Source organism: Rhizobium brockwellii, from assembly GCF_000769405.2.
Classification (GTDB): domain Bacteria; phylum Pseudomonadota; class Alphaproteobacteria; order Rhizobiales; family Rhizobiaceae; genus Rhizobium; species Rhizobium brockwellii.
Genome location: NZ_CP053439.1, coordinates 3872500 through 3886151, shown reverse-complemented (window position 1 = coordinate 3886151; position 13652 = coordinate 3872500). Strand labels below are relative to the sequence as shown.

The window sequence follows — 13652 nt, the reverse complement described above, 5'->3', positions numbered from 1 at the left end:
CGCGGCACTTTCCATTTGTGGCCTGCATTCTCGGGTCCGCCTATCCCGAAGTCATCGGCTGTCGGCATGACGCGTGCGGTACGGGCCTTCTCACCGTTCATCGATCTTCTTGATTGTCGCTTCCGCCGGATCGTCCTCGTCCCGCGACACTTTGTGCTGCGCCGCGGCATATTGACAAGTAACGTCTGATATTTTACGACTGACGAAATTCGAAAATCGTCAGTCGTAATTCAGGTCCCGAAACTTATGAACGACATCGCGGAAAATACACTCGACATCACGCGGCAGGAGAATGTCACGCGCATTCTCGATGCGGCCGAGCGACTGTTCCGGCACTATGGCTACAGCAAGACTACGGTGGCCGACATTGCCCGTGATCTCGGCATGTCGCCGGCCAATATTTATCGTTTCTTCGCCTCCAAGGTGGAAATCCATCAAGCGCTCTGCGGCCGCATGCTCGCCACCGCTTACCAGATGGCTTACGACATCCGCCATCAGCCGATCAGCGCCAGCGAACGGCTGCGCCGCTATGTCGAGACCCAGCATCAGTTGACGCTGGATGTGATGCTCGACGAGATGAAGGTGCACGAGATGATCATTGTCGCGATCGATCGCGACTGGCACGTCATCGAAAAACACATCGATCGCATTCATGATCTCATCGCCGAAATCATTGCTGAAGGCATTGCAGCCGGCGAGTTCGCCGAGCAGGACCCGGTCGTTGCCTCGCGCTGCTTCGGTGCGGCGACGAACACGCTCTGCCATCCGCAGATGGTGGCGCAATGTCTTGCCAAAACGAACCGCGCGAGCGTCGACGAACTGATCGACTACGTGATCAGGGCGCTGAAGAAATAATGGACGGCAGCCGCCGTCGGAACCCCCGAAACGATCCAGGAGTGCGGAAGATGTTTTCGCTCAAGACCCTCAGCCATCGCATGCCGTCCGTCGCCAGTCTCGTGCTCTTCGGCGCCATCGGCGTCGGCGTTTCCGCCTGCTCGGAAGAGAAGGCTGAGGTCAAGCAAGTCATCCGGCCGGTGAAGGTCGTCGAGATCGCCAAGGCAGGCGACACCCGCAAGCTCGACTATTCGGGCTCGGTCAAGGCGCGCACGGAGATGAACCTGGGGTTCCGCGTCGCCGGCAAGATCACCGAACGCCTCGTCGATATCGGCGACAAAGTGAAGCCGGGCGATGTGCTCGCTCGGATGGACTCCACCGATTACCAGCTGGCGGTCAAGACGGCGGAAGCCAATCTCGCAGCCGCTGAAAAAGGCGTCGAAACTGCCGATCTCGTGAACAAGCGCAATCAGCAGCTGTTCGACAAGAATGTTTCGCCGAAATCCCAGCTCGAGCAAGCGTCGCTCAGTTACGATCAGGCCGTTTCAAGCCGCGATGCCGCCGTCTCGGCGCTCGATCAGGCGAAGAACCAGGTGAGTTATGCGGAGCTGAAGGCCGACCACAACGGGATTGTCACGACGATCAATGCCGATGTCGGCCAGGTCGTTGCGTCGGGCACTCCCGTCGTCGCCGTTGCCGTCGACGGCGAAAAGGAAGTGCAGATTGCGGTTCCGGAAAACGACATTGCCGAATTCAAGCCGGGCAAGACAGTCAAGGCCAGCTTCTGGGCTGACGACAGGCTGGTGCTCGACGGCAAGGTGCGCGAGGTTTCCGGCAGCGCCGACCAGCAGTCGCGTACCTTTGCGGTTCGGGTGAGCCTGCCGAACGATCCGCAGGTGTTGCTCGGCATGACGGCGACGATCGAGGCCGATGTCAGCAATGGCAACAGCTATGTCTCGATCCCGCTCAGCGCCCTGGCTGAAAAGGACGGCAAGCAGATGGTCTGGACCGTCGACCGCGACACGGCGACCGTGCATGGCCGCGACATCAAGGTTGCCGATTTCACCGGCGACGGTGTGCATGTGACCGAGGGCCTCGATACCGGTGATCTCGTCGTTTCGGCCGGCACGCAGTTCATGAGCGAGAACCTGAAGGTGAAGGTGCCGGACCAGCAGTCGGCCCTGGCCGCTACGGAACAGACCGTCCGCTGATCGCGCCATAGGATATAGGGAACAAGACCATGGACGCCACCACCACCGAAAAGCGGCCCTTCAATCTATCGCGCTGGGCGATCGGACATCCAAGCATCGCCCGCTTCCTTTTCGGGCTGATCATCATCACCGGCGTGCTCGGCCTGATGCGCATGGGCCAGCGCGAGGATCCTGAATTCACCTTCCGCGTCATGGTCGTTCAGGCGCTCTGGCCAGGTGCTTCCATCCAGGAAATGGAAGACCAGGTCGTCAACAAGATTGAGCGCAAGCTGCAGGAAACGCCGCATATCGACTGGGTCAAGTCCTATACGCGGGCGGGCAGTGCGATCATCACCCTGCAGGTCAAGGGCGACACGAATTCGCAAGAAGTGGCGGATGCCTTCTATCAGGTGCGCAAGAAGGTCGGCGACATCTCCAACGAGCTGCCGCAGGGCCTGCTCGGCCCCTATTTCAACGACGAGTTTGGCGACACCTTCATCACGCTGCATTCGATCAGCGGCGACGGTTATTCCTATCCGGAACTGAAGAAATTCGCGATCCAGGCGCGTGACATGCTGTTGACGACGCCGGGCGTCGAAAAGGCCGTCATCATCGGCGACCAGCCTGAGAAGATCTATATCGACGTCTCATCCAAGGCGCTCTCCGAGCGCGGCCTGACGATCCTCGATCTGCAGAACGCCATCAAGGGCCAGAACAATGTCGATCCGGCAGGCTCGGTCGATACCGGCCTGCGCTCGGTGCGCATATCGGTCGAAGGCGACGTGAAGAAGGCGGCCGACATTCGCGAGCTGCGCCTTCGCGCCGGCGGCCAGGTAACGCGCCTCGGCGATATCGCCACCGTCAGTTCCGGGCTCGAAGACCCCTACCAGCGCAAGTACCGTTTCAACGGTCACGACAGCGTTCAGGTCGGCGTCGTGATGGCCAAGGGCTTCAACGTGACCGATGTCGGCAAGGGCGTGGAGGCGACCTATCAACGTTTCGAAGAGGCGCTGCCCTACGGCGTCGCCGTCGATCAGATCGCCAACCAGCCCGACGTGGTGACGGATGCGGTCAGCGAATTCATGCATGCGCTCGGCGAAGCTCTCATCATCGTGCTGGTCGTCTCGTTCGTATCGATCGGCTGGCGATCGGGGCTCGTCATCGCCATCGCCATTCCGCTGGTGCTGGCCGCCACCTTTGCGCTGATGTACGAACTCGGCATCGACCTGCAGCGCATCTCGCTCGGCGCGCTGATCATCGCGCTCGGCCTGCTTGTCGACGATGCAATGATCGTCGTCGAGATGATGGAGCGAAAACTGGAGGAGGGGCTCGTCAAGATCGACGCGGCAAGCTTCGCTTATTCCTCGACTGCCTTCCCGATGCTGACGGGCACGCTGATCACCACGGCCGGCTTCATTCCGGTCGGCTTCGCCGCCTCGACGGCCGGCGAATATGTGCGGTCGCTGTTCTACGTCGTCGGCATCGCGCTTGTCACCTCGTGGTTCGTCGCGGTCTACTTCACGCCGTGGCTCGGCTATATGATCCTCAAGCAGCGCCATCACGCCGGCGAGCATCACGACGCCTTCGACACCGGCTTCTACCGCAGGCTGCGCGGCACGGTCGGCTGGGCGGTGCGCCACCGCGTCATCGTGCTGCTTTTGACGCTCGGCACCTTCGTCACCAGCCTCTGGGCCTTTCAATTCATTCCGCAGAATTTCTTCCCGCAATCTTCGCGGCCGGAAATCCTCGTCGATCTCTGGCTGCCCGAGGGCACCAGTATCAAGGAAGTCGAGGTGCAGGCAAAGGCGCTCGAAGCCAAGATGATGGATGATCCCGACAAGCGGTTCATCGCCACCTATATCGGCGAAGGCGCGCCACGCTTCTTCCTGCCGCTCGACCAGCAGCTGCGCAATCCGAACTTCGCCCAGCTGCTGGTCATGGCCAATGACGAACCGGCACGCGAGCGGCTGATCGTCAAGCTACGGACGATCCTTGCGGAAGACTTCCCCGATATTCGCGGCAAGGTCGACCGCCTCTTCCTCGGTCCGCCGACCGGCTGGCCGGTGCAGATGCGCGTCATGGGGCCCGACCGCCAGGAAGTCAGGGAGATCGCCGATCAGGTAAAGGCGCGCTTCCAAGCCAATCCGGAGCTCGGCGCCATCCATGACGATTGGCTGGAAGAGGTGCCGGCGATGAAGCTGGTGATCGACCAGGACCGCGCTCGGGCTCTCGGCGTCACCTCGCAGCGCGTCCGCCAGATGCTGCAGACCGCAATGTCAGGGGCTGCGCTCGACGATTTCCGCGACGGCGAGGAGACGGTTTCGATCGTCGCCCGCGAGCCGGATGCCAGCCGCTCGCTGCTGTCGGCGGTCAACTCGGTCTATGTGCCGACGGATTTCGGCGGCTTTGTACCGGTCTCGCAGGTCGCCAAGGTCGTGCCGGTCATGGAGCAGGGCATCGAATGGCGGCGCAACAGGCTGCCGACGATCACCGTGCGCGCCACGCTGCCTGACGATGTGCAGCCGAACGACGTGGTGATGAAGATGTATGCCGACATGAAGGATCTGCGCGACAGCCTGCCAGCCGGCTACAAGGTCGAAATCCAGGGCGGCGCCGAAGATGCGGCGGAAAGCCAGATGTCGATCGCCGCCAAGGCGCCGATCATGCTCGCCGTCATCATCGTACTGCTGATGGTGCAGTTGCAGCATTTCGGCAAGGCGATGCTGGTGCTTGCCACCGGCCCGCTCGGTATCATTGGTGCTGCGGCCGCATTGCTGATCAGCGGCGCGCCTTTTGGCTTCGTGGCGATCCTCGGCGTCATCGCGCTGCTTGGCATCATCATGCGCAACTCGATCATCCTGGTCGACCAGATCGACCAGGATATCAAGGCCGGCATGCACCGGCAGGAAGCGATCGTCGGCGCGGCCGTGCGACGTTTCCGGCCGATCATGCTGACGGCGTTGACCGCCGTGCTGGCGCTGATCCCGATCTCGCGCGGTGTCTTCTGGGGTCCGCTTGCCTACGCGATGATGGGCGGCATCCTGGTTGCGACCGTGCTCACCATTCTGGTTCTGCCCGCCGGTTACGCCCTTTTCTTCGGCCGGGAGCCAAAGGCAAAGGACGAGCCAGGCCAGCATGCCGACGCCATCCAGGAAGAGGCGGATGACAGACATCCGCCGGCGTTGGCAGCAGAGTGAGGACGGCGCGGCGAAAGCCGCGCCGTTTTCCTTGCAGGTCACAGCTTACTCATCAAAGCGCGTCGGTGCCTAAAGCGCTGCGCGTCTTCACCGCCTGCTCCGTCTTGGAGCTGCGCGCCGATTCCATTGCCGCCTCGAAAAAGCTAAGCTGTGAAAGCATGCCGGGAGACCAACCGCGATCCCGGCCACCCATTGACGAGGCAAGGCACGACCATGACCGATTACCATCTGGAAGCAAGCTGGAGCCCGATCGAGGGCAGTTTCGGGCGCCTCGCCTTCGCGCTTTTCAATCTTTCGACCGAGCCGCTGTCCGGTTTCTCGCTCGCCTATACATCAGAGACGCGGGTTGCCGACAAACATGTCTGCGACGGCGGCAGCCTCAAGCGGCAGGTCGCGCATTTCCATGAATTCCTGCCGCCCGAAGACCTGAGCGTGCCGCCCGGCGGGCGCTGGCGGTTCACCGTCGAGGGGCTGACCAGAGAGCCGAAACATGTAACGGCTGGCATCAAATCGGCCTATCTGACACTTGGCGACGGACGCCACGTTCCTGTTGGTTTCGGCGATCTCATGCTCGAAGGCCGGGATGGTGGCGTGGCGCCGCCGCTTCTGCCGCCAGGTCGGGCCGAGGAGCCTTATTCGCTGCTGCCCTGGCCGCTGGCGCTCGGGCTTAAGGCGGGAGAGCTGCCGGTCGTCCTTTATCCGGCCGAGCGGACGCGGCCTGATGCGGTCAAGGCGCTGTCGCTGGTTCTCGCGCTCTACCAGCGGCTTTATCCGGCCGACAATGTGCCGTTTTCCCTCGGTGCCGTCGAAGGCGGGCGGGTCATTCGTTTCGTCACCGAATCGTCGATCGCCGCCTTCGCTTACGAATTGCGTTTTACCGCGGATGAGATTGTACTTTCGAGTGCGGATGCCGCCGGGCGGCATTACGGGCTGATCAGCCTGGCGCAACTGCTGCACGGCGCCCGCGCCGATCGCGAGCGCTTCAATTTCCCCAGTTTCGGCACGATCGCCGACCAGCCGCGTTATGACTGGCGCGGCTGCCATCTCGATGTGTCCAGGCAGTTCTATCCGGTGGCAGACGTCGTCCGGCTGATTGATATTCTCGCCTGGAACAAGCTCAACATCTTCCACTGGCATCTGACCGATGACGAAGCGTGGCGGCTAGAGATCAAGGCCTATCCCACGCTGACGGAGATCGGCGCGCGGCGCGGGCCGGATGAAGTGCTCGTGCCGCAGCTCGGCGACGGGGCGCAAACGCGCTCCGGTCATTACACCCAGGAGGATGCCAGGCGGATCGTTGCGCATGCAGCCTCGCTGCATATCGAGGTGGTGCCGGAAATCGATATTCCGGGCCACAGCATGGCAACGCTGTTCTCGCTGCCCGAGCTCGTCGACGGGCAGGAGGCGCCGGACAGTTACCGCTCGGTGCAGGGTTATCCGAACAACGCCCTCAATCCGGCGGTGGAATTCACCTATGAATTTCTCGGCAAGGTGTTCGACGAGATAGTGGCGCTGTTTCCCGGCGAATATCTCCATATCGGCGGCGACGAAGTGGCGCATGGCTCCTGGCTTTCCTCGCCGCTCTGCAAGGCACTGATGGAGCGGGAGAAACTTGCCGGCACTGCCGAGCTGCAATCCTATTTCCTGAAACGTATCAAAGCCATGCTGTCGGAACGCGGCAGGAAACTTGCCGGCTGGAACGAGGTCTCGCATGGCGGCGGCGTCGACCGCGACGGCACGCTGCTGATGGCCTGGGAAAAGCCCGCCGTCGGCATCGAGCTGGCACAGGAAGGCTACGACGTGGTGATGACGCCAGGGCAGGCCTATTATCTCGACATGGCGCAGGCGGAGGCCTGGGCCGAGCCCGGCGCCGGCTGGGCGGGCTACGCGCCGCCGGAACACACCTACGCTTACGAGGCCGAGGGCGAGTTGCCGGAGGTGCTGCAGGAGAAGATGCGTGGCATCCAGGCCTGCATCTGGACCGAGAACTTCGTCTCGCGCGCCTATTTCAACCGGCTGGTTTTTCCGCGACTCCCGGCGGTCGCCGAGGCTGCCTGGACGCCTTCTGCGCGCAAGGACTGGGATCGCTTCGCAGCGATCGTGCGGATGTGGCCGGTGCTTTAAGACGCCGTCCCGGCCTTCAGCCCCAAAAGCGCCGCGCCGATCAGCCCGGGTTCGATGCGGCATTCGCTGCGCACCACCAGCGGGCGATCGAACTTGCGCAGGATGCGGGCGCGCACGGCATGGTCGAGCTCGGCAAGCAGCGGCTGGACATTGGAAAGCCCGCCTCCGACCGGCACGATGGTTGCGCCGGTGATGTTGATCGTCAGCGCCAAGGGCGACGCGACGAGATCAACATAGACGTCGAGCGTCCGTGTCGCCTTCTCCTCTCCATGGCGCCACTGAGCGATGATCTCCTCGCTGGCAAGGTCGAGATCGTGCAGCGTCTTGTGCAGCCGCTCCAGGCCGCGGGCGCCGCCGACGGTGTCGACGCAACCTTTCTGGCCGCAGCCGCAGGCATAAGCGGGAATGGCGACGGGCGGATTGCCGGCTGCGGATGCGATGATCGGCCCGTGACCCCATTCGCCGGCAAAGCCGCCGGCCTCGTTGACGAGGCGCCCGTCGGCAACCAGGCCGCCACCGACGCCGGTGCCGAGGATGGCGCCGAAGACGATGCGGTGGCCGCGGCCGGCGCCGAGACCGGCTTCGGCCATCGCGAAACAGTCGGCATCGTTGGCGATCAGCACCGGCAGGCCGAGCTCGGCTTCGAGGTCGGCGCCAAGCGTACGGTCGTGGATGCAGGGAATGTTGGCGCAGATCAGGCGTTGCGTATCGGGATCGACGACGCCGGCGATGGAAAGGGCGATGCCGTTCGGCTGTTCGCCGGTTTCGGCGATGATGCCGCGCAGGGTCTCAACGAAAGCGGCAAAATCATCCCTGGGCGTCGGGCGGCGGCGGAGGGGAACGATGTCTGTCTCGGAACGAGCGATGCCACCTTTGATGGCGGTGCCACCGATGTCGAATGAAATGATCATTGCCACTCTGCCGTTGCTCTGGTCTCCCAGCGTCTGCTTGCATTGTTGGCGGGGAATTTCAAGCGCTCATTCGGCGGTGGTGCAGCCGGCTTTATGGTCGGGCCGTGTACCACCCCCTCTGCTCTGCCTGACATCTCTCCCGCAGGTGGGGAGATCGGATAGGCGGGACGGGTTTCCGTCTTCCATTCCGTCATGGCAGGACGTTGGAGAAATCTGGTGAGTCCGAGGCCGTCGGCTTCGATCGCAACCGCAATTTCTAACCCCGCAAGTCATTCAATTGGCATATTGCATCGCCAAAATCCGGCCCTACACTTTCATCAACTGCCGGACCCACGACGATCGATACGAGAGAAAACAGTACCATCCGAAGACAACGTCCCAATGGCCGCCGCCTCTCATCCATTTTGCGGCAGATGGCCGCCGATCAGAGCCGCGAACGGATCTCGATCGGCGATCTGTTCGACACGATGGGCGACAGGGCGATCAGCGCGTTGATGCTGATCTTCGCGCTGCCGAACGCCTTTCCCACTCCACCGGGAACCTCGGCCGTGCTCGGCGCGCCCTTGGTTTTCCTGGCAGCGCAGCTGACCTTCGGGCTGAAACCCTGGCTGCCGAAGGTGATTGCCAACCGTTCGATGCGCCGGGAGGATTTCGAGACCATTGTCGGCCGCATTCACCGCTGGCTTGCTTGGGCCGAACGCATGCTGAAACCGCGGCTGGCGATCTTCGCCGAACCGCCAGCGGAATATCTTGCCGGGGCGGCATGCCTGTTGTTGTCGATCGTGCTGCTGCTGCCGGTCCCGCTCGGCAACATCTTGCCGGCGATCACGATCTCGGTCTTCGCTTTCGGCATATTGGGCCGTGACGGTCTCTTCGCACTGATCGGCTTCGTGATGACGGCCGTGTCGCTCGTCGTCGCCGGCGGGGTGATTTACGGTCTCGTGAAGGCGGCGATCTATCTCGTCGTGCAATGGTTTGCCTGAGCGGGTTTGACTGAGTGACGGCGGTTATTTGGCAGGGCTCCTTGCAACAGGCTCGACATTTGCCGGAATTTTGTTTTGATCTGGCGCGATACAGACTCAAATCATGTTCGGCGGCGGCACGCCGGCTCACTTTGCGCGGTAGGCAGTAGATGGTAAAAAGATCCGAGACCCCTGCACGGCTCGACGATGCGGCGCGTGCCGGCTGGCTCTACTACGTCGCCGGGCGCACGCAGGACGAAATCGCCGCTGCGATGGGCATCTCGCGGCAATCGGCGCAGCGGCTGGTGTCGCTGGCGGTCGCCGAGCGCCTGATCAAGGTGCGGCTCGATCATCCGATCGCCGCCTGCCTGGAGCTCGGCAGTCAGCTGCGCCGGAAATTCGGGCTGAAACATGTGGAGGTGGTGCCGAGCGATCCCGCGTCGTCGTCGACGACGGTCGGTATCGCCGAGGCGGCGGCGGCCGAGATCGAGCGGTGGCTGAAACGGCCGGAGCCCATCGTACTCGCCATCGGTACCGGCCGCACGCTGAAGGCGGCCGTCGACCAGCTTCCGGCGATCGAATGTCCCAATCACCGCATCGTTTCGCTGACCGGCAATATCGCCCCGGACGGATCGGCGGCCTATTACAACGTCATCTTCAGCATGGCCGATGCGGTGAAGGCGCGGCACTATCCGATGCCGCTGCCGGTGCTCGTCACCTCGGCGGAGGAGCGGGAGTTGCTGCATGGCCAACAGCTGGTGCGCTCGACGCTTAATATGAGCGCGCAAGCCGATGTCACCTTCGTCGGCATCGGCGAGCTCGGCATCGATGGACCGCTTTGCGTCGACGGTTTCCTCGAGAAGGACGAGATGATGGAGCTGATGCGCGGGGGGGCCGTCGGCGAAATCTGCGGCTGGATCTTCGATGTCGATGGCAGGTTGATCGACAACCCGATCAACGAGCGCGTCGCATCCGCGCCGATCCCGTCCCGCGATGCGTCGGTGGTCATTGGGCTGGCCAAGGGCAAGCGCAAATTCAAGGCGATCAGGGCTGCCGTTGTCGGCCATCAAATCAACGCTCTGATCACCGACGAAGAGACCGCTGAGTTTTTGCTCAAGAACTGAGCAAAAAATATTCTAGTTAAATCAATGGGATCACTACCGCCTTCGGCGTTGCAGCAACGATTGTCGATTGACATTCTTTATCGTTTGTTGAGTAATTGCCCATGAGCGAAGCGAATGCTCACACCCCATCTTCTGGGAGGAAGATTATGACATTGAGAACTTTTCTGCTGGGCGCCTGCTCAGCACTGGCGTTTGCCGGTATGGCTTCGGCCGAAACGCTTACGATTGCGACCGTGAACAACGGCGACATGATCCGGATGCAGAAGCTGACGGATGATTTCAAGGCGAAGAATCCCGGCATCGACCTTGAATGGGTAACCCTCGAAGAAAACGTGCTGCGCCAGAAGGTCACGACCGACATCGCGACCAAGGGCGGCCAGTACGACGTTCTGACGATCGGCACCTATGAAGTTCCGATCTGGGCAAAACAGGACTGGTTGCTGCCGCTCGACAATCTCGGCGCCAACTACGACGTCGACGACCTGCTGCCGGCAATCCGCAGCGGCCTGACTGTGGACGGCAAGCTCTATGCTGCGCCGTTCTATGGTGAAAGCTCGATGGTCATGTACCGCAAGGACCTGTTCGAAGCTGCCGGCCTGAAGATGCCCGACGCGCCGACCTGGGACTTCGTTGCGGACGCTGCCCGCAAGATCACCAACAAGGACAAGGAAATCTACGGCATCTGCCTGCGCGGCAAGGCCGGCTGGGGCGAGAACATGGCCTTCCTGACGGCCATGTCCAATTCCTTTGGCGCACGCTGGTTCGACGAGAAGTGGAAGCCGCAGTTCGACCAGCCCGAATGGAAGGACACGCTCGACTTCTACGTCAAGCTGATGAAGGATGCCGGTCCTCCGGGCGCTTCCTCCAACGGCTTCAACGAGAACCTGGCGCTCTTCCAGACCGGCAAGTGCGGCATGTGGATCGACGCAACGGTTGCCGCTTCCTTCGTCGCCGATCCGAAGCAGTCGCAGGTCGCCGACAAGGTCGGCTTCGCGCTCGCCCCGGACAAGGGCCTCGGCAAGCGCGGCAACTGGCTCTGGGCCTGGAGCCTCGCCATCCCGGCAGGTACCCAGAAGGCCGAAGCTGCTCAGAAGTTCGTCGCCTGGGCAACGAGCAAGGAATACAGCAACCTCGTCGCCGAGAAGGAAGGTTGGCTGAATGCACCTCCTGGCACGCGCAAATCGCTCTATGCGAATGCGGACTACCAGAAGGCGGCTTCGTTCGCCAAGATGACGCTCGACTCGATCGAGTCGGCCGATCCGACCAAGCCGACCGTCAAGCCGGTTCCCTATGTCGGCGTCCAGTTCGTGGCGATCCCGGAATTCCAGGGCATCGGCACGGCGGTGGGCCAGCAGTTCTCCGCAGCTCTTGCCGGCCAGCTCTCGGTTGACCAGGCCCTGCAGGCAGCCCAGCAACTGACCACTCGCGAAATGACCAAGGCCGGCTACATAAAATAAAACCTCCTGAGCAAGAGGCGGATCCTTGACAATCCGCCTCTCTGGGCCGCCGATTGCCCGAACTGCATCGGCGGCCGCTTTTTCCCAGACAAAGCTGCCTTGCGGCCGCTCCCCGCTTCAGTCCAGATCGGTGATTGCCATGGCAACCTTACACACCCGCTCCTCCGCGCGCCTGATGATTGCGCCCTCCGTGCTGCTGCTTTTTGCGTGGATGATCGTCCCGCTGGCGATGACGATCTATTTCTCGCTGCTGAACTACAATCTGCTCAGCCCCGGCATGGAAAGCTTCGTCGGTTTCCTGAATTATGAATATTTCCTGTCTGATCCGGCTTTCTTCGCCGCGCTGATCAATACGCTGCTGCTCGTCGCCGGCGTGTTGCTGATTACCGTCATCGGCGGCATCGCCTTTGCGCTGCTGCTCGACCAGCCGATGTACGGCCAGGGCATCGTGCGCATCCTGGTGATTGCACCGTTCTTCGTCATGCCGACGGTGGCAGCACTGGTCTGGAAGAATATGTTCATGAACCCGGTCAACGGGTTGTTTGCCCATCTTGCCAAGGCGCTCGGCCTGCAGCCGGTCGACTGGCTGGCGAATGCGCCGCTGTTTTCCGTCATTCTGATCGTCGCCTGGCAGTGGCTGCCCTTTGCCACCCTCATCATGCTGACCGCGCTGCAGTCGCTCGACGAGGAGCAGAAGGAAGCCTCCGAAATGGACGGTGCCGGTCCGATCTCGAAGTTCATCTACATCATCCTGCCGCACATGGCGCGTGCCATCACCGTGGTGATACTGATCCAGACGATCTTCCTGCTTTCGGTCTTTGCCGAAATCCTCGTCACCACCAATGGCGGGCCAGGCACCGACAGCACCAACCTCACCTATCTCGTCTATGCCCAGGCGCTGCTGCAGTTCGATATCGGCGGGGCATCGGCCGGCGGCATCGTCGCTGTTATCCTCGCCAATATCGTCGCGATCTTCCTCGTGCGCCTCGTCGGCAAGAATCTGGAGGCTTGAGATGGCCAGAAAAGTCACAACGCAGCGCAAGCTCATCGTCACCGCGATCGCCTGGACGCTCGGCATCCTGATCTTCTTCCCGATCCTGTGGACGTTCCTGACCAGCTTCAAGTCGGAAGCCGACGCCATCGCCTCGCCGCCGCAGTTCCTGTTCTTTCACTGGACGACGGAAAACTATGCGGAGGTGCAAAGCCGGTCGAACTATCTCAGCCACTTCATGAACTCGGTGATCATCTCCTTCGGCTCGACGCTGATCGGCCTGATCATCGCTATTCCGGCCGCCTGGGCGATGGCGTTTTCGCCGACCAAGCGGACCAAGGACGTGCTGATGTGGATGCTGTCGACCAAGATGATGCCGCCGGTGGGCGCGCTGATCCCGATCTATCTGATGTTCCGCAATTTTGGCCTGCTCGACACGCGCACCGGCCTGGTGATCGTGCTGACGCTGATCAACCTGCCGATCATCGTCTGGATGCTCTACACCTATTTCAAGGAAATTCCCGGCGAGATCCTCGAGGCGGCGCGCATGGACGGAGCATCGCTGATGAAGGAGATTGTCTACGTGCTGACACCGATGGCCGTGCCCGGCATTGCCTCGACGCTGCTTTTGAACATCATCCTTGCCTGGAACGAGGCGTTCTGGACGCTCAATCTCACCGCCTCGAAGGCGGCGCCGCTGACGGCCTTCATCGCTTCCTATTCCAGCCCCGAGGGCCTGTTCTACGCCAAGCTGTCGGCGGCATCGACGATGGCGATCGCGCCGATCCTGATCCTTGGCTGGTTCAGCCAGAAACAACTCGTCCGCGGCCTGACCTTCGGCGCTGTGAAATAACATAAAAGG

General features: G+C 61.9%; 10 protein-coding genes. 9 read left to right on the top strand and 1 reads right to left on the bottom strand.

Annotated features, from left to right (window positions below):
• Nucleotides 1-246: 246 nt before the first annotated feature.
• From RLCC275e_RS19110 to RLCC275e_RS19095, 4 genes are all read left to right on the top strand, one after another.
• Nucleotides 247-855, top strand: a complete 609-nt coding sequence (locus RLCC275e_RS19110) for a TetR/AcrR family transcriptional regulator (RefSeq protein WP_017995250.1) — start codon at nt 247-249, stop codon at nt 853-855.
• 50 nt (nt 856-905) lie between these two features.
• The gene (locus RLCC275e_RS19105) at nt 906-2045 is read left to right on the top strand and encodes an efflux RND transporter periplasmic adaptor subunit (RefSeq protein WP_033180610.1); all 1140 of its coding nucleotides are present in this window, start codon (nt 906-908) and stop codon (nt 2043-2045) included.
• A gap of 29 nt (nt 2046-2074) precedes the next feature.
• Nucleotides 2075-5221, top strand: a complete 3147-nt coding sequence (locus RLCC275e_RS19100; protein ID WP_033179579.1) for an efflux RND transporter permease subunit — start codon at nt 2075-2077, stop codon at nt 5219-5221.
• A gap of 213 nt (nt 5222-5434) precedes the next feature.
• Nucleotides 5435-7345, top strand: coding sequence for a beta-N-acetylhexosaminidase (locus RLCC275e_RS19095; protein ID WP_033179580.1), 1911 nt, complete (start codon nt 5435-5437; stop codon nt 7343-7345).
• On the opposite strand, the gene RLCC275e_RS19090 is transcribed toward RLCC275e_RS19095, so the two are convergent.
• On the bottom strand, nt 7342-8256 hold the full coding sequence (locus tag RLCC275e_RS19090) for an ROK family protein (RefSeq protein WP_033179581.1): 915 nt from the start codon (nt 8254-8256) through the stop codon (nt 7342-7344). The two genes, RLCC275e_RS19095 and RLCC275e_RS19090, sit on opposite strands and share 4 nt — an antisense overlap.
• 413 nt (nt 8257-8669) lie before the next feature.
• Between RLCC275e_RS19090 and RLCC275e_RS19085 the strand changes: the two genes are divergently transcribed.
• From RLCC275e_RS19085 to RLCC275e_RS19065, 5 genes are all read left to right on the top strand, one after another.
• A complete protein-coding gene (locus RLCC275e_RS19085; RefSeq protein ID WP_245457459.1) occupies nt 8670-9239 on the top strand; it encodes an exopolysaccharide biosynthesis protein in 570 nt (189 codons plus the stop codon).
• A 149-nt stretch (nt 9240-9388) separates the two neighbouring features.
• On the top strand, nt 9389-10342 hold the full coding sequence (locus RLCC275e_RS19080) for a sugar-binding transcriptional regulator (protein ID WP_003553025.1): 954 nt from the start codon (nt 9389-9391) through the stop codon (nt 10340-10342).
• Between the two features lie 146 nt (nt 10343-10488).
• Nucleotides 10489-11799: an ABC transporter substrate-binding protein gene (locus tag RLCC275e_RS19075; RefSeq protein ID WP_033179582.1), complete on the top strand. Its 1311-nt coding sequence runs from the start codon at nt 10489-10491 to the stop codon at nt 11797-11799.
• 139 nt (nt 11800-11938) lie between these two features.
• Nucleotides 11939-12811, top strand: coding sequence for a carbohydrate ABC transporter permease (locus tag RLCC275e_RS19070; RefSeq protein ID WP_033179583.1), 873 nt, complete (start codon nt 11939-11941; stop codon nt 12809-12811).
• A 1-nt stretch (nt 12812) separates the two neighbouring features.
• The gene (locus RLCC275e_RS19065; RefSeq protein ID WP_003553021.1) at nt 12813-13643 is read left to right on the top strand and encodes a carbohydrate ABC transporter permease; all 831 of its coding nucleotides are present in this window, start codon (nt 12813-12815) and stop codon (nt 13641-13643) included.
• Nucleotides 13644-13652: the final 9 nt, after the last annotated feature.

What these genes read in the sequence shown, in the direction of transcription:
- RLCC275e_RS19075 (WP_033179582.1), top strand. Translation starts at nt 10,489, where the DNA reads ATGACATTGAGAACTTTTCTGCTGGGCGCCTGCTCAGCACTGGCGTTT.
- RLCC275e_RS19070 (WP_033179583.1), top strand. Translation starts at nt 11,939, where the DNA reads ATGGCAACCTTACACACCCGCTCCTCCGCGCGCCTGATGATTGCGCCC.
- RLCC275e_RS19065 (WP_003553021.1), top strand. Translation starts at nt 12,813, where the DNA reads ATGGCCAGAAAAGTCACAACGCAGCGCAAGCTCATCGTCACCGCGATC.
- RLCC275e_RS19105 (WP_033180610.1), top strand. Translation starts at nt 906, where the DNA reads ATGTTTTCGCTCAAGACCCTCAGCCATCGCATGCCGTCCGTCGCCAGT.
- RLCC275e_RS19090 (WP_033179581.1), bottom strand. Translation starts at nt 8,256, where the DNA reads ATGATCATTTCATTCGACATCGGTGGCACCGCCATCAAAGGTGGCATC.
- RLCC275e_RS19100 (WP_033179579.1), top strand. Translation starts at nt 2,075, where the DNA reads ATGGACGCCACCACCACCGAAAAGCGGCCCTTCAATCTATCGCGCTGG.
- RLCC275e_RS19110 (WP_017995250.1), top strand. Translation starts at nt 247, where the DNA reads ATGAACGACATCGCGGAAAATACACTCGACATCACGCGGCAGGAGAAT.
- RLCC275e_RS19095 (WP_033179580.1), top strand. Translation starts at nt 5,435, where the DNA reads ATGACCGATTACCATCTGGAAGCAAGCTGGAGCCCGATCGAGGGCAGT.
- RLCC275e_RS19080 (WP_003553025.1), top strand. Translation starts at nt 9,389, where the DNA reads ATGGTAAAAAGATCCGAGACCCCTGCACGGCTCGACGATGCGGCGCGT.
- RLCC275e_RS19085 (WP_245457459.1), top strand. Translation starts at nt 8,670, where the DNA reads ATGGCCGCCGATCAGAGCCGCGAACGGATCTCGATCGGCGATCTGTTC.